The organism is Noviluteimonas lactosilytica, assembly GCF_020866925.1.
Classification (GTDB): Bacteria; Pseudomonadota; Gammaproteobacteria; order Xanthomonadales; family Xanthomonadaceae; genus Noviluteimonas; species Noviluteimonas lactosilytica.
In genome coordinates this window covers 55,258-77,812 of sequence record NZ_JAJGAK010000004.1, presented here as the reverse complement: position 1 = coordinate 77,812, position 22,555 = coordinate 55,258, and the positions used below count along the sequence as shown (strand labels likewise).

20 protein-coding genes and 1 tRNA gene are annotated in these 22,555 nt (G+C 67.3%); 9 read left to right on the top strand and 12 right to left on the bottom strand.

Annotated elements, in window-relative coordinates; genetic code table 11:
* The first annotated feature begins 81 nt into the window (after positions 1 to 81).
* Positions 82 to 155 (top strand) — tRNA-Arg (locus LK996_RS14350).
* Positions 156 to 234: 79 nt separating this feature from the next.
* Here LK996_RS14350 and LK996_RS14345 read toward each other — a convergent pair.
* The 3 genes from LK996_RS14345 to LK996_RS14335 form a co-directional block, all read right to left on the bottom strand.
* A complete protein-coding gene (locus LK996_RS14345) occupies positions 235 to 573 on the bottom strand; it encodes a hypothetical protein (RefSeq protein ID WP_230528055.1) in 339 nt (112 codons plus the stop codon).
* Positions 574 to 634: 61 nt separating this feature from the next.
* On the bottom strand, positions 635 to 1,099 hold the full coding sequence (locus LK996_RS14340) for a GNAT family N-acetyltransferase (protein ID WP_230528054.1): 465 nt from the start codon (positions 1,097 to 1,099) through the stop codon (positions 635 to 637).
* 10 nt (positions 1,100 to 1,109) lie between these two features.
* Positions 1,110 to 1,439 (bottom strand): DUF2007 domain-containing protein, encoded by a 330-nt coding sequence (locus LK996_RS14335; protein WP_230528053.1) that lies wholly within the window; start codon positions 1,437 to 1,439, stop codon positions 1,110 to 1,112.
* Between the two features lie 154 nt (positions 1,440 to 1,593).
* Between LK996_RS14335 and LK996_RS14330 the strand changes: the two genes are divergently transcribed.
* A complete protein-coding gene (locus tag LK996_RS14330) occupies positions 1,594 to 2,085 on the top strand; it encodes a hypothetical protein (RefSeq protein ID WP_230528052.1) in 492 nt (163 codons plus the stop codon).
* 20 nt (positions 2,086 to 2,105) lie between these two features.
* On the opposite strand, the gene aceE is transcribed toward LK996_RS14330, so the two are convergent.
* The gene (aceE, locus tag LK996_RS14325) at positions 2,106 to 4,793 is read right to left on the bottom strand and encodes a pyruvate dehydrogenase (acetyl-transferring), homodimeric type (RefSeq protein ID WP_230528051.1); all 2,688 of its coding nucleotides are present in this window, start codon (positions 4,791 to 4,793) and stop codon (positions 2,106 to 2,108) included.
* Positions 4,794 to 4,927: 134 nt separating this feature from the next.
* Here aceE and LK996_RS14320 point away from each other — a divergent pair, with 134 nt between their 5' ends.
* Positions 4,928 to 5,896: a glycosyltransferase gene (locus LK996_RS14320; RefSeq protein ID WP_230528050.1), complete on the top strand. Its 969-nt coding sequence runs from the start codon at positions 4,928 to 4,930 to the stop codon at positions 5,894 to 5,896.
* Here the strand turns inward: LK996_RS14320 and LK996_RS14315 are convergent.
* Both LK996_RS14315 and LK996_RS14310 read right to left on the bottom strand, forming a co-directional pair.
* Positions 5,875 to 7,494, bottom strand: coding sequence for a glycosyltransferase family 2 protein (locus tag LK996_RS14315; protein WP_230528049.1), 1,620 nt, complete (start codon positions 7,492 to 7,494; stop codon positions 5,875 to 5,877). The genes LK996_RS14320 and LK996_RS14315 overlap by 22 nt on opposite strands.
* A 343-nt stretch (positions 7,495 to 7,837) precedes the next feature.
* Positions 7,838 to 8,620 (bottom strand): class I SAM-dependent methyltransferase, encoded by a 783-nt coding sequence (locus LK996_RS14310; RefSeq protein ID WP_230528048.1) that lies wholly within the window; start codon positions 8,618 to 8,620, stop codon positions 7,838 to 7,840.
* A gap of 54 nt (positions 8,621 to 8,674) precedes the next feature.
* Here LK996_RS14310 and LK996_RS14305 point away from each other — a divergent pair, with 54 nt between their 5' ends.
* A complete protein-coding gene (locus LK996_RS14305; protein ID WP_230528047.1) occupies positions 8,675 to 9,508 on the top strand; it encodes a glycosyltransferase family 2 protein in 834 nt (277 codons plus the stop codon).
* 44 nt (positions 9,509 to 9,552) lie between these two features.
* Here the strand turns inward: LK996_RS14305 and LK996_RS14300 are convergent, their stop codons facing one another.
* A complete protein-coding gene (locus LK996_RS14300) occupies positions 9,553 to 10,536 on the bottom strand; it encodes a glycosyltransferase (RefSeq protein WP_230528046.1) in 984 nt (327 codons plus the stop codon).
* 355 nt (positions 10,537 to 10,891) lie between these two features.
* Between LK996_RS14300 and LK996_RS14295 the strand changes: the two genes are divergently transcribed.
* Entirely contained in the window at positions 10,892 to 11,947 is a 1,056-nt protein-coding gene (locus tag LK996_RS14295) for a glycosyltransferase (protein WP_230528045.1), read from the top strand.
* Between the two features lie 25 nt (positions 11,948 to 11,972).
* Here the strand turns inward: LK996_RS14295 and LK996_RS14290 are convergent, their stop codons facing one another.
* Together LK996_RS14290 and LK996_RS14285 are read right to left on the bottom strand one after the other, a co-directional pair.
* Positions 11,973 to 12,953 (bottom strand): glycosyltransferase, encoded by a 981-nt coding sequence (locus LK996_RS14290; protein WP_230528044.1) that lies wholly within the window; start codon positions 12,951 to 12,953, stop codon positions 11,973 to 11,975.
* Positions 12,954 to 12,955: 2 nt separating this feature from the next.
* A complete protein-coding gene (locus LK996_RS14285; RefSeq protein ID WP_230528043.1) occupies positions 12,956 to 15,238 on the bottom strand; it encodes an NADP-dependent malic enzyme in 2,283 nt (760 codons plus the stop codon).
* A gap of 128 nt (positions 15,239 to 15,366) precedes the next feature.
* Here LK996_RS14285 and LK996_RS14280 point away from each other — a divergent pair, with 128 nt between their 5' ends.
* Positions 15,367 to 16,710 carry a hypothetical protein gene (locus LK996_RS14280; RefSeq protein WP_230528042.1) on the top strand — a complete coding sequence of 448 codons (1,344 nt, stop codon included), beginning with the start codon at positions 15,367 to 15,369 and terminating at the stop codon, positions 16,708 to 16,710.
* Between the two features lie 15 nt (positions 16,711 to 16,725).
* On the opposite strand, the gene LK996_RS14275 is transcribed toward LK996_RS14280, so the two are convergent.
* Positions 16,726 to 17,991, bottom strand: a complete 1,266-nt coding sequence (locus LK996_RS14275; protein WP_230528041.1) for a flavohemoglobin expression-modulating QEGLA motif protein — start codon at positions 17,989 to 17,991, stop codon at positions 16,726 to 16,728.
* A complete protein-coding gene (gene rsgA / locus LK996_RS14270) occupies positions 17,991 to 19,100 on the bottom strand; it encodes a ribosome small subunit-dependent GTPase A (protein WP_230528040.1) in 1,110 nt (369 codons plus the stop codon). The genes LK996_RS14275 and rsgA overlap by 1 nt, the downstream gene beginning before the upstream one ends.
* Before the next feature lie 82 nt (positions 19,101 to 19,182).
* Here rsgA and LK996_RS14265 point away from each other — a divergent pair, with 82 nt between their 5' ends.
* From LK996_RS14265 to LK996_RS14255, 3 genes are read left to right on the top strand one after another with little or no spacing between them, the layout of a single operon-like run.
* The gene (locus LK996_RS14265) at positions 19,183 to 20,433 is read left to right on the top strand and encodes an aminotransferase class I/II-fold pyridoxal phosphate-dependent enzyme (RefSeq protein ID WP_230528039.1); all 1,251 of its coding nucleotides are present in this window, start codon (positions 19,183 to 19,185) and stop codon (positions 20,431 to 20,433) included.
* Positions 20,430 to 21,041, top strand: coding sequence for an SGNH/GDSL hydrolase family protein (locus tag LK996_RS14260; RefSeq protein WP_230528038.1), 612 nt, complete (start codon positions 20,430 to 20,432; stop codon positions 21,039 to 21,041). The genes LK996_RS14265 and LK996_RS14260 overlap by 4 nt, the downstream gene beginning before the upstream one ends.
* Positions 21,042 to 21,052: 11 nt before the next feature.
* Complete coding sequence (locus LK996_RS14255) at positions 21,053 to 21,724, top strand: class I SAM-dependent methyltransferase (protein WP_230528264.1); 672 nt, start codon at positions 21,053 to 21,055, stop codon at positions 21,722 to 21,724.
* Here the strand turns inward: LK996_RS14255 and LK996_RS14250 are convergent.
* Positions 21,721 to 22,494 (bottom strand): polysaccharide deacetylase family protein, encoded by a 774-nt coding sequence (locus LK996_RS14250; RefSeq protein WP_230528037.1) that lies wholly within the window; start codon positions 22,492 to 22,494, stop codon positions 21,721 to 21,723. The genes LK996_RS14255 and LK996_RS14250 overlap by 4 nt on opposite strands.
* Positions 22,495 to 22,555: the final 61 nt, after the last annotated feature.

The following is a 22,555-nucleotide window of genomic DNA, read 5'->3' as shown; positions in this document are numbered from 1 at the left end:
AATCGAGGAACCTGCTACACGAGCGCGCTCGGCGGTTTTTTGATCGCGAGGCTCATTACAGTTGCCCTGCGGTCGAGATCAGCCCCGGTAGCTCAAATGGATAGAGCTCGGACTTCGCAGTTCGCAGGTTGTGGGTTCGAGTCCCACCCGGGGCCCTCGTCACGAGGGCCGCAGCAACAGGGATAGCAACCTTGGGAGGGCGCCGATAGGCGCCCTTTTCGTTTGCCGTGTCGTCTATCGCGCCACCACCGACGCCAGCATCGTCCCCGCCAACACCACCACCGCGATCACCTGGATCACCGTCGCGATGATCGACACGACGATCGCGCGCCAGAACGTCGTGCCCAGGATCTGCGCGAGCAGCAGGCCGCCGACGACCGCGGAGATCACCCAGCCGAGGAACTCGTTGACGCCCGACCAGCGCACAACTGCAGACACGACGCCAAGCACGATCACGCCGAACAACGCCGCACCGAAGTTGGTCTTCGCGGCGCCCACCATGCGCGCGCCGATCATCACGGGCACGACGGCGATCAAGGCGGCGATCAGCAGGACGAGCAAGAAAGTCAGCATCGAGACTCCTTGTATGAGAAAGGCCAACCTTCCGGCTGGCCCTTTGTACTGTCAAGGTGGGTTACAACACGCGCACCATGTATTGCGTCCCCGCCACCGGATTGAACACGTAAGCCTCCGTCGGCACGAACCCCATCGACGCATACAACCGCTGCGCCGACGCCATCGTCGGCAACGTGTCGAGGAACATGCGTGCGTAGCCTTCGCTGCGAGCTTCGTCGCACAGACGCTCGACCAGCTGGCGACCGAGTTGCATGCCGCGCGCCTCGGGACGCACGTAGAGGCGTTTCATTTCGCAATCGTTGCCGGTCAGTGGACGCATGCCGATGCAACCGAGCACGCGCTCGTCGTCGCGGGCGAGCAACAGGCGTCCGCGTGGGCGCGCGTACTTGCCAGGCAGCGTCGCGACTTCCGTTTCGAAGTCCTGGAAGTCGAGGTCGACCGGCAGCGACGCCGCGTATTCGAGCAGCAGCGTGCGGACCGTGGCGAGGTCGTCGGGGAATGCGGCGTCGATGATGCGGACCATCGACGCAATGCTACTGCGACAGCATCGCCCCCATGACCGCGATCGCACCTGCGCTCATCGCGATGAGCCACCACGTGGGCAGGCGACGCGGCGGTGGCGGTGGCGTCGCTGCGGGCGCGGGCGCCGTGTCGTCCGTCAGCAATCGTTCGAGGATTTCGACCGCGCGCGTGAAGTCATCCGACGACACGTATACCCGCGTCTGCGGCCCCGCCATCGGCCCGGCGATGCCCGCAACCGCGGCATCCGCGTCCGAACAGAACGCCGAAATCCCTTCCCCTTCCAACGCAATGCGCAACGTGTGGCCGAACCCCAGGCTCGGCGAAGCGTAGAGCAGCTGCATGGCGCTTCCTCCTTGAAGTCGGGGCAAATGGTGGCACGGTGTCCTGTTGAATCGTGGTCACGTCGTGCGGTTTTGCCGCTGGTCGCCGACGAACGCGCCCGCCTTGCTGTGGGATAGTGCGCTTGCGGTCACGGGGACCACCGAAGGGGCACACATGCAGGCTCGCAAGTTCACCGCGTTCGTCGCGGCCACCCTGGCCGCCGCCGCGCTGCCGACGATCGTGTTGATGGCGCTCGTGGGCACCATCGCCAGCGACGAGATCACGCGCGACGAGTGGTGGATCGTCGCCGGAGTGTTGTTCGCGATCGCGCTGGCGCACGTGGTATTGCTCGGCGTGCCGGCGGTGGTCGTGTTGCGACGCATCGGACGCTATCGCGTGTTGCCGATGGCGATCGCGGGCGCGCTGGTGGGGGCGCTGCCTTACGCGATCTTCTCGTTTCCATTCAACGATGCTGCGGGCGTCGATGTGTTCAGCGATGGCGTGCAGACGATGGCGAATGGTGTGACGACGACCGCCGGGTGGTTGGAGTGGTTGCAGGAAGCTGCGGTGTTCGGCGCGCTGGGCTTCGTCGGTGCGCTCGCGTTCTACGGCGTGCATCGTGCGATCGCCGATAAGACGAAGGGCGCCATCGGCGCCCTTCGCTGACTCACTGCGCTTGCGGACGCCTACGCGCCGAGCGGATTGCCCCGCTCCGCATCGATCTTGTAAAGCTTGATCGCTCGAGCAACATCCTTCCCCGCCATCTTCCCTTCCGCCGCGAGCGCCGCAACGGCCGCGTGCGCGATGTAGTAGCGGTCGACTTCGAAGTGGCGACGCAGGTTGGCGCGCGTGTCCGAGCGACCGAAACCATCGGTGCCCAACACCGTGTATCGCATCGGCACGAACCCACGAATCTGCTCCGCGAACGTCCGGATGTAATCCGTCGCCGCGATCGCAGGTCCCTGGCGGCCTTCGAGCATCTCCGTCACGTACGCCTTGCGCGGCTTCGCTTCCGGGTTCAATCGATTCCAACGCTCGACGTCGAAGCCATCGCGCGCGAGTTCGTTGAAGCTCGGGCAGGACCAGATGTCGGCGGTGACGCCGAAGTCCTTGTCGAGCAATTCCGCCGCGGCGATCGCTTCGCGCAGGATCGTGCCGCTGCCCATCAGCTGCACGCGCAGTTCGGCCTTCTTCGGCTTGCCGGCGTCGGTGAGCAGGTACATGCCCTTGACGATGCCTTCGGCGGCGCCTTCGGGCATGTCGGGGTGCGCGTAGTTCTCGTTCATCAGCGTGAGATAGAAATACTCGTCGCGCTGTTCGTCGAGCATGCGCTGCATGCCGTGCTGCAGGATCACCGCGACTTCGAAGCCGAAGGTCGGGTCGTAGCTCTTGCAATTAGGGATCACGCTCGCGAAGACCTGGCTGTGGCCGTCTTCGTGTTGCAGGCCTTCGCCGTTGAGCGTGGTGCGACCCGCGGTCGCGCCGAGCAGGAAGCCGCGCGCGCGCATGTCCGCCGCCTGCCACGCGCTGTCGCCGACGCGCTGGAACCCGAACATCGAGTAGTAGATGTAGAACGGGATCATCGGCAGGTCGTTCGTGCTGTAGCTGGTGGCCGCGGCCATCCAGCTCGAGAACGCGCCGCACTCGGTGATGCCTTCCTCCAGCACCTGGCCCGCCGCGTCTTCGCGGTAGTACATCAGCTGGTCGCGGTCGACCGGCTTGTACTTCTGGCCGTGCGGCGCATAGATGCCGAGCTGGCGGAACATGCCTTCCATGCCGAACGTGCGCGCTTCGTCGGCGACGATCGGCACGCAGCGCGGACCGACCGACTTGTCGCGCAGCACGATCGACAGGCTCTGCACGAACGCCATCGTGGTGCTGATCTCGCGGTCGCCGCTGCTCTTCAGCAGGCGATCGAACACTTCGAGCTTCGGCGCGGTGAGCGTTTCGGTGCTCTTCTTGCGACGCTGCGGGAGGTAGCCGCCGAGCGCACGGCGACGCTCATGCAGGTATTCCACTTCCGGCGACTTCTCGCCCGGGTGGAAGAACGGCACGGCGCTGTCCTTCAGGCTTTCGTCGCTGACCGGGATGTTGAAGCGATCGCGGAACAGGCGCACCGCTTCGTCGTCGAGCTTCTTGGTCTGGTGCGTCGGGTTGAGCGCTTCGCCCGCCGCGCCCATGCCGTAGCCCTTCACCGTCTTGGCGAGGATGACGGTCGGCATGCCCTTGGTCTGCACGGCCTGGTGGTAGGCGGCGTAGACCTTGTGCGGATCGTGGCCGCCGCGGTTGAGGCGCCAGATGTCGTCGTCGGAGAGGTTGGCGACCATCTCGCGCGTTTCCGGGTACTTCCCGAAGAAATGCTCGCGCGTGTACGCGCCGCCGAACGCCTTGCAGTTCTGGTACTCGCCGTCGACGGTTTCCATCATCAGCTTCTTCAGCACGCCGTGGGTGTCGCGCGCGAGGAGCGGATCCCAGTAGCTGCCCCAGATGAGCTTGAGGACGTTCCAGCCCGCGCCGCGGAAGCTGCCTTCGAGTTCCTGGATGATCTTGCCGTTGCCGCGCACCGGGCCGTCGAGGCGCTGCAGGTTGCAGTTGATGACGAACACCAGGTTGTCGAGGCCTTCGCGGCCGGCGACGGAGATCGCGCCCAGCGATTCGGGTTCGTCCGTCTCGCCGTCGCCGAGGAAGCACCACACCTTGCGGTCGGTCTTCGGCATCAGGCCGCGGCCTTCGAGGTACTTCCAGAAGCGCGCCTGGTAGATCGCGGCGATTGGACCCAGGCCCATCGACACGGTCGGCGTCTGCCAGTAGTCGGGCATCAGCCACGGATGCGGATACGAGCTGATGCCGCGGCCGTCGACTTCCATGCGGAAGTTGTCGAGCTGCGATTCGCTGATGCGGCCTTCGAGGAAGCTGCGCGAATAGATGCCCGGCGAGCTGTGGCCCTGGATGTAGAGCAGGTCGCCCGGATGTTCGGCGCTCGGCGCGCGCCAGAAGTGGTTGAAGCCGACGTCATAGAGGGTCGCCGCCGACGCGAAGGACGCGATGTGGCCGCCGAGGTCGCCCGGCTTGCGGTTCGCGCGCACGACCATCGCCAGTGCGTTCCAGCGGATGATCGAACGGATGCGCCATTCCATCGCGGCGTCGCCCGGGCTCTTGGCCTCGAGGTGCGGCGCGATGGTGTTCACGTACTCGGTGGTCGGCGCGAACGGCAGGTGGGCGCCCGCGCGACGCGTCAGCTCGACCATGCCTTCGAGCAACTGGTGCGCGCGCTCGGGGCCTTCGTTGTCGATGACCGCCTTGATCGATTCGACCCATTCGCGGGTTTCGATGGGGTCGGGGTCGTTCAGCAGCAGCTCGTTCAGCCAATTCATCGCGTGATCTCTGCTCTCCTCCCCATTGCAGGGAGGTGGGGGTGGGGTCGTTTAGAGCCGTGATTCTAGCAACTGGGGCGTGGAGGGGCCCGATCGCTTTCCGCTGAAACCAACCGACAGGTAGCATCAGGCCCATGGCATCCCCCCTGCCCCGCGTTTCGGTCGCCCTTTGCGTGCACGACGGCGAGCGCTGGCTGCGCGAGCAGCTGGACTCGGTGTTGGCGCAGCAAGGCGTCGATCTCGAAGTGGTCGCGCTCGACGATGCGTCGACGGATGGCTCGCTCGCGCTGCTGCGCGAGTACGCCGCGCGCGACCCGCGCGTGCGCGTCGAGGCCAACGAGACCAACCTCGGTCACCTGCGCGCGTTCGAGAAGTGCATGTCGCTGTGCACGGCGGACTTCATCGCGCCGTGCGACCAGGACGACGTGTGGGAGCCGTCGAAGCTCGCGACCCTGTTGGCGGCGATCGGCGATGCGGACCTTGCGTACTGCGATTCGGCATACATCGACGACGCGGGCCGTTCGCTGGGCAAGCGCCTGTCGCAGGACGTGGGGCCGATGCTTACGGGCAACGATGCGTTGCGGTTCGTGTTCCGCAACACCGTGTCGGGGCATGCGTTGCTGGTGCGTCGCGAAGCGTTCGAGACCGCGAAGCCGTTCCCGACGCTGCTCTTCCACGATTGGTGGCTCGCGCTGCGTGCGGCCGCGGGCAATGGCGTGGTGTACGTCGACAAGCCGCTGGTGCGATTCCGCCGGCATGCGGCGGCCTCGTCGTCGGCGGGGAAAGGCGCCGACGGTTCGCGGCGGCGGCGTTCGTCGTCGCACAACAAGCGCTGGCTCGCGCAGCAGGGCTATGTGTTCGAACAGTTGTCGTACATGCCGTGGTTCCCGCGCAGCGTGGCGGATCGCTGGTTGTACGCGTTGCTGGCGGGCGAGCACGGCAAGGTGGGCCCGTTGCTGCGCGTGATCTGGCGATATCGCGTGTCGTTGCCGCAGGCGGGCGGCGGGCACGAGGTGTCGGCGCTGGTCTACTTCTTCAAGTGCGCAAACAAGGTCTATCGCGCGAAGCGCGAGCGGTCGTTCTACGGGCCCTTGTTCAAGTAGCGGGCTTGAAGGTCGGGCGCGCGTTGAAGCAGGGTTCCGGCGCGTCGTCGGCCATCGCGCCCGCATCGGAACGCGGCGGACACGCGAACGCGCCATCGGTGGCGCCAAGGCTGAGGTTGGGATTCCAGAAGGGATCGCGGTAGTCGTCCAGGCGCCATGCGTCGCAGACGCGGCGGCGCTCTGCGCGATGGCGGCCCGTCCGGCGCAGGCGCGAGAGCAGCGATGGCCGGCGCAAGCGCACATGCACCGCGGGCATCCAATGATGTTCGAGGCCGCGCAGCGCGACACGCATCGACAGGTCGACGACCGCGCACGTGAGGTCGAGATACGACGGGTCGAACCCGCTGTCCTGCTCGAAGATCCAGCGGCGCATCACGATGCAGCCGTGGCCGCGCGCGCACCTGTTGCGCGACGCCCGCTTGCGCGCGCGACGAGAAGCCCTCCTTCGTCCCGAGCACGAGGCCGCCGCCGACAGCCTTGCCGTCCTGCATGCACGACGGCGCGACGATCCCGACGTGCGACAACTGCGCGTGCGACACGAGCCTGCGCAACCAATTCCTCGCGATGCGATCGCAGCGACTGTCGATGAACACGACCAGCTCCGCGGACGTCGCCTTCGCGGCACGATTGCAGGCATCGGCCAGGCTTCCGTTTGCGCCCCGCACCCAGCGCACGCCGGTGAAGCTGGCATTGCGCAACGGCGAGGCGCGGCGTGTCGCCACGAGGATGTCCACGGGTTTGTAGTCGGTCTGCGTGCGCAGGACGTGGATGCATCGCTGGAGGCGCAGCAGGCTCGCGTCGTCGACCACGATGATCGACACGCGCGGCATCGGATCGGGCAGGCCGTATTGAATGGTGCACGTCGCGTCGTCGTTGGCGGCCGCCACCGCTTCGAGCCCGTTGCGATCGAAGTGGTCCGCGAGCGCCAGTTCGCTCGCTTCACGGCGATGCGCATTGCATTCCGTCGCAGGCGGCGATCGATGGTGATAGAGGATGTGCGGCACGTGCACGATCGATGCGGGCTCGGTGGCGTCGACGCAGCGCAATGCCAGGTCGAACTCCTCCGCGCCGTCGAATCCCGGCCGGAATCCGCCGACGCGCCGCACGAGCTCGGTGCGAAACACGCCCAGGTGCGACAGCCCGCCGCTGCCGCGGAACAACTCGCGGTTCCAGTCGGGCTTGCACCATGGCGAGCGGCGCTGGCCGTCGTCGTCGATGCAGTCTTCGTCGGAATAGACGATCGCTGCGCGGGGCTTGCGTGCGATCGTCTCGGCGATGCACAGCAATGCGTGTTCCGACAGCGCATCGTCGGGCGCGAGCAGCGCGATGTGTTCGCCGCGCGCGATGTCGAGCGCCGCATTGAACGTCGTCGATGGCTGCGTGCGATGCATGCGCCATACCACGCGGATTCGCGGGTCGGCAAAGGCGAGATCGGAGAGCACGCGCTTGACGTTCGGATCGCTCGAACGATCGTCCGCGATGCAGAGTTCCCAGCGGTCGTACGCCTGTGCCTGCACCGATGCGATCGCGCGCGCGAGACGTCGTGGATCGGGGTCGCGTACCGGCATCAGCAGCGAGAACAGCGGTCGCCCGTGCACGTTGCGTGCGCGTTTGGCCCAGCGCTCCCGGTCTGCATCCGTCGGTGCATCGAATCGCGCGATCCAGCGCGCGTCGTCGTGCGTTTCGCCGGCCCGATCAGCGCGGGCATCGTCCCGCTGCCGGCGCAGCCGTGTCCAGAGTGCGAATCGCGAGCGAAGCGTATGGGACATCTCGGGGCCGGACCGTGCGCGTGAGAAATTCCCCACGGACCGTATTGCGAGTTCGCCCGCTACTCGATGCGAAAATTCTCCAATGCGGCCGCGGGGATTGCGCACGCGCGACGCGCGGCGTCCGCATGCGTGCATTCCTCATCGCGCGCCGTTGCAGCGCGCGTCGTTTGCGTCAGGGCGAATCGTCGCCGTCGAGGCCGCCGACCTGCAGCACGGCCAGGTACACCTCGCCGCGCAGGGCATCGGGTGTCGCGGACACGGCGGCCAACAGTTTCGAGATCCAGCGCAGGCGACGATCGCGCTTGCGGTCCAGCATGCGCAACGGATCACCGACGCTGCCTTGCCATCGGCAAACGAAACCGGCCTCCGTCCAGCACCGCCGCAACACGCCTGGGGACAGCGGCATGATGTGGCCCTGCTCGTGGTAGTCGTTGTCGTTGAACCACTGGAAGTGGCCGCGCGTGGCGAACATCGCTTGCGATACCGGATTGGCCAGGTTCGGTGTGGAGACCAGCAGGAAGCCCTTGTTTTCCAGCGCTTCGCGGCATTGCCGGAAGAAGTGACACGGGTTCTCCAGGTGTTCGACCAACTCCAGCGCGACGATTGCATCGAAGCGTCGCTGCAGTCGTTGCGCGAAGGCCTCGTTGAGGTCGAGTGCGACGAAAGGAATCTCGCGCGTGGGCACGAAGCTGCGTTCGTTCAGATCGCTGGCGGTGACCGCGTAACCGCGATCCTTCAGGCGCAGCGACATCGCGCCCGCGCCCGCGCCCAGCTCGAGGACGCGCGCGCCGGCCGGCGCGAGCACGGTGGCGAGACGCTCGGCCGCGAGTTCATGCAGCCCTGGCGCCGCGAAGATCGGCAGGTCGCGGTAGTTGATCGCGTACCCCGACTGGCCGCGGAAATGTTCCGCACGCTGCAGGGCGCGTTCCGGCTCCGACTTTTCCAACGCGCGCATACGCCTCCAGGGTGACTAGACTCGCCCAGCATCGCGACAACGGTTCGAGCATCGATGATATCTGCAAGCCTCGTGGTCACCACGTACAACTGGAAGGAAGCGTTGGCACTCTGCCTGCGAAGCGCCTCGCGGCAAACGCGCCTTCCGCTGGAAGTCGTCGTTGCCGACGATGGTTCGCGCGCCGACACCGGCGAGCTCGTGCACGCGATGGCGAAGGTGTTTCCTGTCCCGCTGCGACACGTGTGGCAGGACGACCTCGGCTTCCGCGCCGCGCGCGTGCGCAATCTCGGAATTGCGGCGAGCGCGGGCGACTACGTGATCTTCATCGACGGCGACATGCTCCTGCACCCGCGGTTCGTCGAGGATCACCTTGCGCTGATCCAGCCGGGGCTCTATCTGCAGGGTGGACGATTGAACCTGTCTGCCGACGGATCGAAACGATTGCTGGAAGGCGCGACGCCGAGGTTCTCGCCGTTCATGCCGTTGGCGAAGGCGCAGAGCGGCGAATCGCGTCGCCAGCATGCGCTGCGCCTGCCGTTCCTCGCGCGCAATCGGGCGCGCAATGGTTGGGGCGGCGTGCCGATGAGTTGCAACATGGGCGTGTGGCGATCGGACCTGGATCGCGTCAACGGTTTCGACGACGCCTACGAAGGCTGGGGACGCGAGGACGACGATCTCGCCTGTCGCCTCGCGCATGCCGGCGTGAAGCGCACCCGGCTGCGTTACGCCGGACTCGCGATCCATCTCTGGCATCGCACGCGATGGCCGGATGGGATTCCACCGAACCTCGAGATTCCCAACGACGTCTTGTTGCGTCGCGCGCGCGAGACCCGGTCGACCTGGGCCGAGCGCGGATTGTCGGACCACGTTTTGCGGGCAGCGACGTAACCGCCCGCGACGCATCGAAAGATGCGCGCGCGACACCCCACGCGCTACGCGCGCAATCCGATCCACCGTCGCGGAACGAACAGCTTCAACGCGCGCTCCGCGCTCTTCCTTCGCGCGCCGCGCTGCATGAGTCCGCGAAGGATCGGTCGCACCCAGTGCAGACGCGGCCTTTCGAGCAGCGCTTCGCGCGAGTCTGCTTCGATGCGGTACATCGCGAGGATGTCATCGACGTGGCGTCTGCCTTCGCCAGCCAGATCCGGCAGTTGCGTCGCGCATTGCTCCAGGTCGTCCGCGGTGCCGCGGTAGAAGCGGATCGTGCGCTCGTAGCGACGGCGCATCGCGACATCCTGCGATTCGTTGCGCGCGAACACACCGGCGCTGACGCTGCCCGCGTGCTGGCGATACTGGATCAACTTGTCCTGTAGTTGCAGGCACTGGCCGAGCAATGCGCCGCGCAGGCTAAGCGCGTTGTCTTCGATCGGCCCCAGGATGGGCCCGAAGCGATCGAAGACTTCGCGCCGGAATGCGATCGTGGCACCGAGCAATCCGATCAGGCGGCCCGCCTGCACGAAGGCATCGAGTCCGAACGGGTCCGGACGCGGGCGAAAGCGCAGCGGATGCGCGCGACCTTCTTCATCGATGCCGTCGAAGTCGCTGCCCAGGATCGTCACGCGCGGATTGCGCGCGAACGCATCGAGCGTCGCGGCCACGCGATGCGGATACGCGATGTCGTCGCCGGCCATCATCACGATGATCTCGCCGCTCGCCAGCGGCACCGTCGCGTTGACGTGCTCGGCCACGCCGAGGTTGCGTTCGTTGCGACGCACGCTGACGCGATGATGGCCGTGGTATTGCGCGACCATCTCCTGCGCGATGTCGAACGTGCGATCGCCCGAGCAATCGTTCGACACGATGATTTCGCACGGCACCGTCTGCGCGAACGCGGCCTCGAGCGATGCGCGAATGAAGCGCTCGTCCTTGTGGCAAAGCAACAGGATCGTGACGGAGGGCGCGTCTGCGTGGGTCACGGCACGACCCCGTACGGGCGCGCATGCAGGTTCCATGCCCGCGGGCGACGTGCGTGCTGGAAACGGTTTCCGACGCTGGACTCGGCCGGTACGCAGCGCGCATTCCGTGAGAAACGAGAGAGAAAGCTGAGGGACATCGCGGGGGAGGCGTGGTGTCGGAAGGCCTCCGGGACCGTATTGCCAGCGTCGTCACAACCTCGATGCGAATTTTCTCTAAAGCTCCAAACTGAACGCTTTCTGTTTCCCGGAGATTCACTAGATTCGTCCAAGCGAAGTACGCCGCTACCATGCGTCACCTTCGAAGACAGTCGATGGCCTTTCGCCTATGCCGCTAGGAAGCGTCGCGTTCGCCCCGATGGAATGGTCCCCGCATCCGGGCCTGGTTGCGCTTGCGGGACTGCCGCGCATCTCTGTCGCGCTATGCGTTTACAACGGCGAAGCATGGTTGCGTCCGCAGCTCGATTCGTTGCTCGCGCAGGAAGGCGTCGAGCTCGAAGTCGTGGTCGTCGACGATTGCTCGAGCGATGGTTCACTTGCGTTGCTCCAGGAGTACGCGCGGCGCGATCCTCGCATCCGCGTGCACGCGAACCAAGTCAACCTCGGCCACCTGCGCAGTTTCGAAAAGTGCATGTCGCTGTGCGATGCGCCGATGATCGCGCCTTGCGACCAGGACGACGTGTGGCACCCGCGCAAACTCGCCACGCTCGCGCGCGCGATCGGCAAGGCCGACATGGCGTACTGCGACTCCGCGTACATCGATGGCGACGGGCAGCCGATCGGACGCAACATCTCCGACGACCTGGCGACGATGCACGACGGGCGCGACCCGATGAAGTTCGTGTTCCAGAACACCGTGTCGGGACATGCGTTGCTCGTGCGTCGCGAAGTGTTCGACGCAGCCCGGCCCTTCCCCCACGAGCTGTATCACGACTGGTGGCTGGCGATACGCGCAGCCGCGGGCAACGGCGTGGTGTTCGTCGATGAACCGCTGGTGCAATTCCGCCGCCATGTAAGCGCCTATTCGCCGCTCGGCAAGAAGGAAGTGCAGAGCAGGCGTGAACGCAAGAAGCAGCGCAAGCAACAGCGCGCGGACGCGCAGCTGGAAGGAAAGCGTTGGCCGGGTTCGCCCGATCGTCGTTGGCTCGAAGAGCGCATGTACCTGCTCGACGCCTTCGGCCAGACGGGCTGGCGCGGCAGCGAAGACGCGCGCCTGTGGCAATCGGCGTTGTCGCCGGGGCTTGCGGGCAGCGCCAGCGGCCTGTTCCGCATGATCTGGCGCAACCGCGCGTCGTTGCCGCCGTTCCGCGGCATCGCGTGGATCAACGCACTGCAGTTCTTCCGCCGCACGCGGCGCAGGCTGCGTCGCGCATTGCTGCAGGATCCGCTGGAAACGCGCCTGTTCCGCGGTTGATGGTCGAGTCCGACCGAGTTTGCGCTTAGCCGAGCTTGCCGAACAGCTTGCGCGGCAACACCAGCTTCAACGCGCGCTCGACGCTCTTGCGACGCAATCCCGGATGCCGCAGTCCGCGCCACAACGGTGCGAGCCATTCGCTGCGCGGCTTGTCGAGTACCGCTTCGCGCATGTCCGCTTCGATCGCGTACATGTCGGCGAGTTGCGCCCCCATCGCTCGCTTCGCTGCGGGAAGGTCGGGCCGCGCGTCGATGCAGCGCCGCTGGTCCGCCGCGATCTCGCGGTACATCGCGAGCACGCGACGATTGCGTCGCTCGTACGCGGCGTAATCGCGGCCGCTGCGATCGAAGATCCAGGCGCCGAGGTTCCCGGCGTGCCGGCGATAGCCGACCAGCGATTCCTGCAGGCAGAAGCACCGCCCGGCCAGCACCGCGCGCAACGTGAGCATGTTGTCTTCGACCATGCCTTCCAGGGGCGGGAACCCGGTGAACAAGGTGCGGCGGATCGCCATCGACGCACCGAGCACGGCCGCGAGCTTGCCGCGCTTGAGCAGCCACTGCTGGTCGATTTCGTACGGCGTGCCGCGCGTGCGCGGGACGAGCACGTTATCCATGCCGTCGATGTCGTCGACCAGCGAGCCGACGACCTGCGCATCCGGCTCGCGTTCGAATGCTTCCAGCAAACGTTGCGTGCGCTGCGGATACGCGACGTCGTCGCCACCGACGCAGACGAGCACGTCGCCGGTCGCGATCGATGCGAGTTCGGTGAGGTGACGACACAGGCCGAGGTTGCGCGGCGTGCTGCGCACGATCACGCGATGCGGCCCGGTGTAGCCGGCGATGGCCTCGCGCGCCGCGGCCAGCGTCGCACCGCCGTCGGGTGAACAGTCGTCGCTGACGATGATCTCGCACGGCACCGTCTGCGCGAGCGCGGAACGCACGGCGTCGCCGATCATCGCCTGCATGTCGTAGGCGATGACCAGGATGGTGGCGGACAGGTTCGCCACGCTTACGCCGGTTGTCGCGTCGCCTTGCGGATCTGCGCTTCGACCGCTGCGATCGCGGTCATGTTGACCACGCGGCGCGGCGTGCTCGCCGGCGTGAGCACGTGCGCGGGCTGGTCGATGCCCATCAGGATCGGGCCGATCGCCACGCCGTCGGTCATCACGCGCACCATGTTGTAGGTGATGTTGGCGGCGTCGAGGTTGGGCATCACGAACAGGTTCGCGCGGCCCTTCAGCGTGGTGTTCGGCATGATGCGATGGCGCAGGTCGTCGTCCCACGCGGTGTCGGCCATCATTTCGCCGTCGACTTCGAGCTTCGGCACCCGCGCCTTCAGGATCTCGCGCACCTGGCGCATCTTGCGGGCGCTGGCGTCGTCGTGGCTGCCGAAATTGGAGTGCGACAGCAACGCGACCTTCGGCTCGATGCCGAACAGCTTCAAGCGATACGACGCCTGCAGCGTGCTCTCCGCGATCTGCTCCGCGGTGGGATCGAGCTGCACGTGCGTGTCGAGGAAGAACCACACACCCTGCTCGTTGATCACGCCAGTCATCGCCGACGTGCTCGACACGCCGGGATCCAGGCCGAACACGCTGCGCAGGTAACCGAGCTTCTTGTGGTAACGGCCGACCAGGCCGCTGATCAGCGCATCGGCTTCACCGCGTTCGACCATCAGCGCGGCGATCAGCGTCGGGCGCGAACGCATCAGGTTCTTCGCCGCCGCCGGCGTGACGCCGCGACGCTCGGTCAGCGCGTGGTACTGCTGCCAGTACTCGTTGAAGCGCGGATCGTCGTTGATGTTGGTGAGTTCGAAATCGACGCCCGCGCGCATGCGCAGGCCGAGGCGCTTGATGCGCGTTTCGATGACGTCCGGGCGGCCGATCAGGATCGGGCTCGCCATGCCTTCGTCGATCACCGTCTGCACGGCGCGCAGCACGGTTTCTTCTTCGCCCTCGGCATACACGACGCGCTGCTTGTCGGCACGCGCGCGGTCGTACACCGGCTTCATCAGCAGGCCGGTGCGATAGATGAACTGGCCAAGCTTTTCTTCGTAGGCGGCGAAGTCGACGATCGGGCACGTCGCCACGCCCGAATCCATCGCGGCCTTCGCCACCGCCGGCGCGAGCATCACGAGCAGGCGCGGATCGAACGGACGCGGGATGATGTAGTCCGCGCCGAACGACGGCACGTCGCCGCCGTAGGCCAAACCGAGGTCGGAGGCTTCGCGGCGCGCGAGCGCGGCGATCGCGCGCACGCAGGCGAGCTTCGTCGCCTCGTTGATCTCCGTCGCGCCGACGTCGAGCGCGCCGCGGAAGATGTAGGGGAAGCACAGCGCGTTGTTGACCTGGTTCGGATAGTCCGAACGCCCGGTCGCGATGATCGCGTCGGGGCGCACGCGCTTGGCGTCTTCGGGCAGGATCTCGGGATTCGGGTTGGCGAGCGCGAGGATGATCGGGCGCTCGCCCATCTTCGCGACCATTTCCGGCTTGAGGATGCCGCCCGCGGAGAGGCCGAGGAACACGTCGGCGCCGGCGACGATGTCTTCCAGCGTGCGCTTGTCGGTATCGCGCGCGTAACGCTGCTTGTCCGGATCCATGTGGCCGCGACCGGTGTACAGCACGCCCTCGCGATCGAAGGCGAGGATGTTCTCCGGCTTCATGCCCAGCGCGACGAGCATGTCCAGGCACGCGATGCCCGCCGCGCCTGCACCGGCGGTGGCGAGCTTCACGTCTCCGATTTTCTTGCCGACCACTTCCAGCGCGTTGATCACCGCGGCGCCGACGATGATCGCGGTGCCGTGCTGGTCGTCGTGGAAGACGGGGATGTTCATCTTCTCGCGCAACTTGCGCTCGACGATGAAGCACTCCGGCGCCTTGATGTCCTCGAGGTTGATGCCGCCGAAGGTCGGCTCCAGCGAGGAGATGATCTCGACCAGCTTGTCCGGGTCGCGCTCGTCGATCTCGATGTCGAACACGTCGATGCCGGCGAACTTCTGGAACAGCACGCCCTTGCCTTCCATCACCGGCTTGCCGGCCAGCGGGCCGATGTCGCCGAGGCCCAGCACGGCGGTGCCGTTGGTGATGACCGCGACGAGGTTGCCGCGCGCGGTGACCGAGCCGGCTTCCTTGGGGTCGGCGACGATGGCTTCGCAGGCGTAGGCCACGCCGGGCGAATAGGCCAGCGACAGGTCGCGCTGGGTCACCATCGGCTTGGTCGGTACGACCTTGATCTTCCCGCGCGGCTCCAGGCGGTGGTAGTCGAGCGCGGATTGCTTGAGATCGTCGGTCATCGTGAGCCGTGGTTCGGGGGAACGGGCCCTCGATTCTACCCACGGCGCGCGTCGCCGGTCCCCGACAGTGCTTGGAATGGCGTCGGCTTCACGAGAAACTTTCGCCAGAACCGCGCCCCGGACCTCGAATGCCCGCACCCGACCTGCGGCGCTGGGTGGCTGCGCTGCCGGCCTCGCCCGCCCCCTGGGCGATCGTGCTGGCGGCCTTCGTGCTCCAGCTGCCGCTCGCGCTCAACCCCGGCTACTTCAGCCACGACGAACTGCAATGGGCGTATTTCGCGACGCTCGGGCAGTCGTTCGCGTGGTTCGACTTCTCGCCGTTCCAGTTCCGCCCGCTCACCTTCAACCTGTGGATGGGGTTGTCGCGGCTGTTCTTCGACACGCCGCGGGCCTTCCATGCGTTGCTGGTGGCGTGGGGCGCGGTGAATGTCGGCGCGGTGTACGCGGTCGGCCGGCGGCTGGGGATCGAGGCGCGGCTCGCGGGCGCGGCGGCGCTGGTCTTCGCGCTGAGCCCGTACGCGGTGGTCGCGCATGGCTGGATCGGCACGATCGCGGACCTGGCATGGCTGAGTTGCGCGCTGGCGGTGGCATGGGTCGCGTTGCGCGTGCGCGGGTTCGTCGCGGTCGCGATGTTCGCCGCGTTCGCCACCGCGGTCGGGTTGTTCGCGAAGGAAGCCGCGTTGTCGATCCCGGTCCTCGCCGCGGTTGCTTGGGTCTTCACGCGCGAAAAGCGCTGGGCCGCGGCGGCGATCGGCGCGGGCGTCGCGGCGGCGGCCTACCTCGCGTTGCGCCTCGACGCGATGCTCCACTCGGCGAACCTGCCGACGCTGTACGAAGCGAAGGTCGCCAACATCTTCGTGCGCTGGTGCGAGTACCAGTTGTTCACGCCGATGGTGCGCGTGCTCGAAGCGCACCAGACGCTGTCGATCTCGCCGAAGTACCTCGTCGTGTCCGCGCTGCTGTGGGCCGCGTGGATCGCGGCGTTGTGGCGCGCGAACCACAAGCTCTGCGTGTTCGCGCTGGTCGCGGGTGGCGCGGCGCTCGGTCCGGTGTTGCTGCTCGGACAGGCGTGGGCGCACTACGCCTATGCGTTCGCCGCGGTGTCCGCGCTGTGCGGCGCCGCCGCGTGGTCGCGCACGGCGCGCTGGGGCCGCATGGCCATCGCGACGTATGCGCTGCTGACGATCCTGCACGGCATCGTGTTGATGGGCGTGATGTTCGAAGTCGGCCGCGTGCAATCGGTGTTCTCGCCCGCGCTCGCCGATGCGTTGCGCACGCGGCCGCTCGATGCCCCGCCGCTGCGCCTGCGCCCGGAGGACGACGCCAGGCCGTGGATGTTCCTGCGCCTCACGCACGACGTGCCGGCCTACGACGGCGTGCCGATCGGCGCGCGCGTGCAGCTGGTCGAACACGGCCAGCCCGCCGATTACCGCATCGCGCGCGACGGCCGCCTGTTGCCGGCGACCGACTGACGCACGGCAACGTAATCACTGCATTTCGAAGAGGCCTTCGGACGCCATTACCTGGTCCAGGCGGATGCGATTTGCGAACAGCGAGAACGCGAGCATCCCCGCGAGCCCGTTCGCGCGCGACACCCACTGTGGCAGGTAGCGCGGCGGCGACAACGCCCCGCAGTCGAACATCGGCTCGAACCGTTGCACGTCGGCCAGCGTCATCTTGCCCGCGAACAACAGTCGGCACAGGCGCAACTTGCGCTCGCGCAGCGCCCAGCGGAAGAACGTGTGCACACCGACCAAGCCGCGCACGTACACCGTGTCCTTGGTGAACGCGGAGCCGCCGGTGGTCGGCACGCCGCGGAACACGCGCTGCGCGGACACGAAGCTTTCGGCCGTCGAGTTGCCCATCTCCAGGAAGTAGCGGAACACCTCGACGAAGTCCGCGCCTTCCATCGCGCGCGACACTGCTTCGATGCGCAGGCTGATGCGCTTCATGCGTTCGATGTCGATGCTGCCGGTGATCTGTTCGGCGAACGTCGCCAGGCCTTCCTGCGTCGCGGTCGTGCGCGGCGAGGAGAGCGACAGGCTCTGCAACTGCGGCTGCTCGCGCCCGTTGAGCGCAGTGAGCGAGTGCACGAACGCCTCGTGTTCCAGCAACTGGTGCCTGTCGTAGTCGTTGAAGGCGGCGCTGGAACGCAGGCGGATGCGCGTGGCGCCGGCGGCGGCCTTCGCGATCAGTTCCGGATCGAGCACCACTTCGATCACGCGCTGGTTGAAGAAATCGTCGAGCGACGCCTGCAGCTGCAGTTGCAACGCGGTCGCGGAGATCTGCACCTGCTCGGAGGGCGCGAGCAGTTCCTTGTCGAGTTCGTTGGCGATGTCGATGAAATGGTGCGCGGCCTCGCGCGTGGTCGGGCCGCCGCCGGGCAGCGGCTCGTCGGGACGGCCGAACAGGCGGATCGAATGCCGCATGACCTCGGGCGTGCCGAGGTTCTCCAGCAGTTCGCACGCGATGCCCCAGCTGCGCGCCGAATCGCACACGTAATGGCCGAGCGGATGGTCGGGATCGGCTTCCTTCTCCACCGCCTCGAGTTCGCGGCGTTCCTCGGTGAAGTCGTACTTCGGGTACACGTGCATCGGCAGCGTGACGTCGCCGCACTCGAAGCCTGCGCAGAAGCGCTTCTGCTCGCTCGCCGCCCAGCTCACCATGTTCAGCAGGCGAATGCCGCGCGCGACCTTCACCATGCGCGCGTCGAGCGCGGCGTGATGGAGGGCGTCGTCGGCAAGCTGGGTCATCAGTGGCGGCCGTACTTCTCGTCGATGCGCTTGTACAACGCGCGATTCTGCACCTTGTCGCTGGATTTCTGCTGCAGGCGCGTGGCGAGCTTGTCGGCGGCGCCGGCGACTTCGTCGCGCAGCTTGAGGAAATTGGCGAAACGGCTCGGGTCGAGCGTGCCCGCTTCGATCGCGGCGCGCACCGCGCAGCCGGGTTCCTTCGCATGGCGGCAGTCGCGGAAGCGGCATTGCTCGGCCAGGGCTTCGATGTCGCTGAAATTCTCGGCGACGTCTTCCTCGCCGGTCGGCTTGAGTTCGCGCATGCCGGGCGTGTCGATGAGGCACGCGCCGCCGGGCAGCGGAATAAGTGCGCGATGCGTCGTCGTGTGGCGCCCGCGCGAATCGCTTTCGCGCACCTCGCCGGTCTTCATCTTCTCCACGCCGAGCAACGTGTTGGTGAGCGTGGACTTGCCCGCGCCCGACGACCCCACGAGCACGATGCTCTTGCCGGGCTGCAACCAGCCGTTGAGCGCGGCGACGCTGTCGCGGTCCTTCGCGTTCACCGGGACGACGGCGACGTGGTCCTGCGCAACGCCCTCGAGCGCGGCGCGAGCATCGTCGACGGCCCGCGCATCCTCTTCGAGCGCCTTGTCGGCCTTGGTGAGCACGACGACGGGTTCGACGCCGCTGCCGCCCATCAACACGAGGTAGCGTTCGATGCGGCGCGGATTGAAGTCCGCATCCAGGCCGCACACCACGAACACCGTGTCGATGTTCGCGGCGATCAGCTGTTGCTTGTAGTGCTCGCCCGCGGCGCCGCGCTTGATCGCCGAATGGCGCGGCAGCAGCGCGACGATGCGCTTGCCTTCGAGCAGGACCCAGTCACCGACCGCCGCGCGCTCTTCCGGCGCGATGCCGCCCTTGCGATAGCTCGAGGCGCGCTGCCACTCCGGCGGGGATTCGGCCTTGATGCCTTCGCCCAGGCCTTCGGCCACCGTGTAACCGGATCGGTGCTGCTCGATGACCCGCGCGGGGCGCGCTTTCGGGTGCGCTGAAAGCGTTTCCCGCCATGCGGGATCGTCCACCTCGTCGGCGAAGGGCCAACCGATGGCGCGCAGGGGCGAGGTCACTGTGTGCGTTCTGGCTGCATGCGGCTGGATTCTAGCGCGGGCATTGGTAGGCTTGCGGGCCATCCCCCGCCGATTCGCAACGATGTCGATGCCGAGCCTGAAAACCCGCGAGCGCCTGTCCGAAGTCCGCTACGAGATCCGCGGCGAACTGGCCCGCCGGGCCCGCGAACTCGAGGCCCAGGGTCGCACGCTGGTGAAGCTCAACATCGGCAACCCGGGCGCGTTCGGCTTCCGTGCGCCGGAACACCTGCAGCGCGCGATTGCCGATCGCATCGCCGGCACCGATCCGTACACGCACCAACAGGGCCTGCCCGCCGCGCGCGAAGCCATCGCCGAGTTCCATCGCCTGCGCGGAACGCCGAACGCATCGCCCGAGCGCGTGTTCGTCGGCAACGGCGTCAGCGAGCTGATCGACCTCAGCCTGCGCGCCCTGCTCAATCCCAGCGACGAAGTGCTGCTGCCCTCGCCCGACTATCCGCTGTGGTCGGCCGCGACGATCCTCAACGACGGGCGACCGGTCTACTACCGCTGCAATCCGGAGAACGGCTTCCTGCCGGATCCGGAAGAAATCGCGTCGCTCGTGTCGCCGCGCACGCGCGCGATCGTGCTGATCAATCCGAACAACCCGACCGGCGCGAGCTATCCGCGCGAACTGCTCGAACGCATCGTCGCGATCGCCGCAAAGCACCACCTGCTGCTGATGTCCGACGAGATCTACGACGAGATCCTGTACGACGACGCGACGTTCCAGCCGCTCGCGCCGCTGGCCGGCGACCTGCCGTGCCTTTCGTTCGGCGGCTTGTCGAAGGTCCATCGCGCCTGCGGCTGGCGCGTGGGCTGGGCCGTGCTGAGCGGCGATCCGCTCGCCAGCGGCGACTTCCACCACGCGATGGATCTGCTCGGTGCGTTGCGCCTGTGCGCGAACGTGCCCGGCCAGTTCGCGATCGAGCAGGCGCTGCACGGCGAAGACACGATCCGCGCGCTCACCGCCCCGGGCGGCCGCCTGCACGACACGCGCCGCGCATTGATCGACTGTTGCGAAGCGAGCGAACACCTCTCGCTCGTCGCGCCCCAAGGTGCGCTTTACGGATTTCCCGCGGTCGTCGGCGATGCGGCGGAAGGGTTCGACGATCACGCGTTCGCGCTGGAAATGCTGGAGACGGAAGACGTCCTCGTCGTGCCGGGGTCGAGCTTCAACGTGCCATATCGCAACCATTTCCGCGTGACGCTATTGCCGGAAGCGGACGTGCTGCGCGATGTGTTCGCGCGCATCGAACGCGTGCTGGACCGCCGTGCGGAAGCCGTGGTCGCGCGTCGCGCGGCGGTCGCGTGACCGTGCGTTACCTGGCGCTCGGCGACAGTTACACGATCGGCGAAGGCGTCGACGCCGACATGCGCTGGCCGGTGCAGCTCGCGCGCGCGCTGCGCGAGGAAGGCATCGAGCTGCGCGATCCGCGCATCATCGCGACCACCGGCTGGACCACCGACGAACTCGCGTCCGCGATCGACGCCGCCGAACCGCTCGGCCACTGGGACCTCGTCTCGCTGCTGATCGGCGTGAACAACCAGTATCGCAACCGCAGCCTCGCCGATTACCGCACCGAGTTCGCCGAATTGCTGGCGCGCGCGATCGGTTTCGCGAACGGCCGCGCCGACCGCGTGCTCGTGCTGAGCATCCCGGACTGGGCGATCACGCCGTTCGGCATCAACGAAGCGCCGACGCGCGGCGACGTCAGCGGCGAGATCGATGCGTTCAACGCGATCGCACGCGAGATCGCCGAGGCGCGCGGCGTCGCGTACGTCGACATCACGCCCGCGAGTCGCGAACGCGGCGCCGACGCGGACCAGGTCGCCGAAGACGGGCTGCATCCTTCCGCCGCGATGTACACGACGTGGACCGGCCTCGCGCTGCCCGTCGTACGCCGGTTGATGGCGCGATGAACGACGCCGCCCTGCCGCCGGCCGAAGCGCTGCGCATCGCGCGCGCGTTCCTGCCGGAACGCTGGTGGGGCAATCGCACGCTCTATTACTACTCGCGCGCGAAGTTGCGCACCGATCCGCTGTATCCGGGCGTGATCGAAGCCTTGCGCGGCACGTCGCTGCCGGTGCTCGATGTCGGTTGCGGCATCGGGCTGCTTGCGCACGCGTTGCGCGCGCAGGGCCTGTCGATGGCGTATCGCGGCGTCGACATCGATGCGCCGAAGATCGGCGAAGCGCGACGCGGCGCCGCACGCGCGGGACTGCACGAGGTCGCGTTCGACGTGGTCGATGTCGAAGACGGCCTGCCCGCGCACCACGGCAGCGTCGCCGTGCTCGACGTGTTGCAGTTCGTGCCGCCGGACATGCAAGCGGACGTCGTCGCGCAAGCGATCGATCGCGTCGCGCCCGGTGGTCGCCTGGTGATCCGCACCGGCCTCGACGACGGCAGCACGCGCGCGCGCACCACGCGCCGCATCGACGTGCTCTCGCGCGTCCTGCACTGGATGCCGTCGGCGCCCAAGGGCTACCCGAATCCCGATGCGCTGCGCGCGCAGTTCGAACGCGCGGGCCTGCGCGCGACATTCACGCCGCTGTTCGGCAACACGCCGTTCAACAACTGGCGGATCGTCGCGGCGCGCGACTAGTCCGGCAATATCGTGCGATAGCCGCGCGCCTGCAGGCGTTCGAGGACCGCGCGCACCGCGTCGACGTTGCGGCCGTGCTTCGCGCCTTCGTGCAGCAACACGATCGCGCCCGGCGTGAGCTGGCGATCGATGCGATCGGCCACCACCGCGGGGTCCGAAGCGAACGCATCGTAGGCACGCGCACTCCACGCCACGCGCGTCATGCCGTGCGCCTTCAACACCGCGGCGACGAACGGATTCGCCATGCCGACCACGGCGCGAAACCACTGCGGCGTCGCGCCGGTGAGTTCGCGCAGCGTCGCCTGCGTGCGTTCGATTTCCTCGCGCATGCGGCGCGGCGGCAGCGCCCAGAACCACGCCTGCGGATGCGTCGCGCTGTGGTTGCCGATCCCATGGCCGCGGCGCGCGATCTCGCGCACGAGATCGGGCCGCGCGCGCGCGCGTTCGCCGACGAGGAAGAACGTGGCCTTCGCATCGTGCGCGTCGAGCAGGTCGAGGATCGCGTGCGTGTCTTCCGAGGGGCCGTCGTCGATCGTGAGCCAGGCCACCTGCGCCTGCGTGGGCAGGCGCCGCAACACGGGGCTGAACAGGGCCGAATCCGGCACCAGCGTCGCCCACCAGAACGGCGCGTGCGACAACACCATCGCCGGCACGCCCACCTGCCAGCCGAAGCGCCACCACAGGAACACCACCAGCGCCTGCGACAGCGCGAGGAAGTACGCCCAGGCGTGCGGATGCTTCGGCGTGAGACGTGGGGCGGTGGGGGTCACGGTGGGATCATAGGTTTGGAGAGGGGGAACGGGAAACACGGGAAACACGGGAAACGGGAAA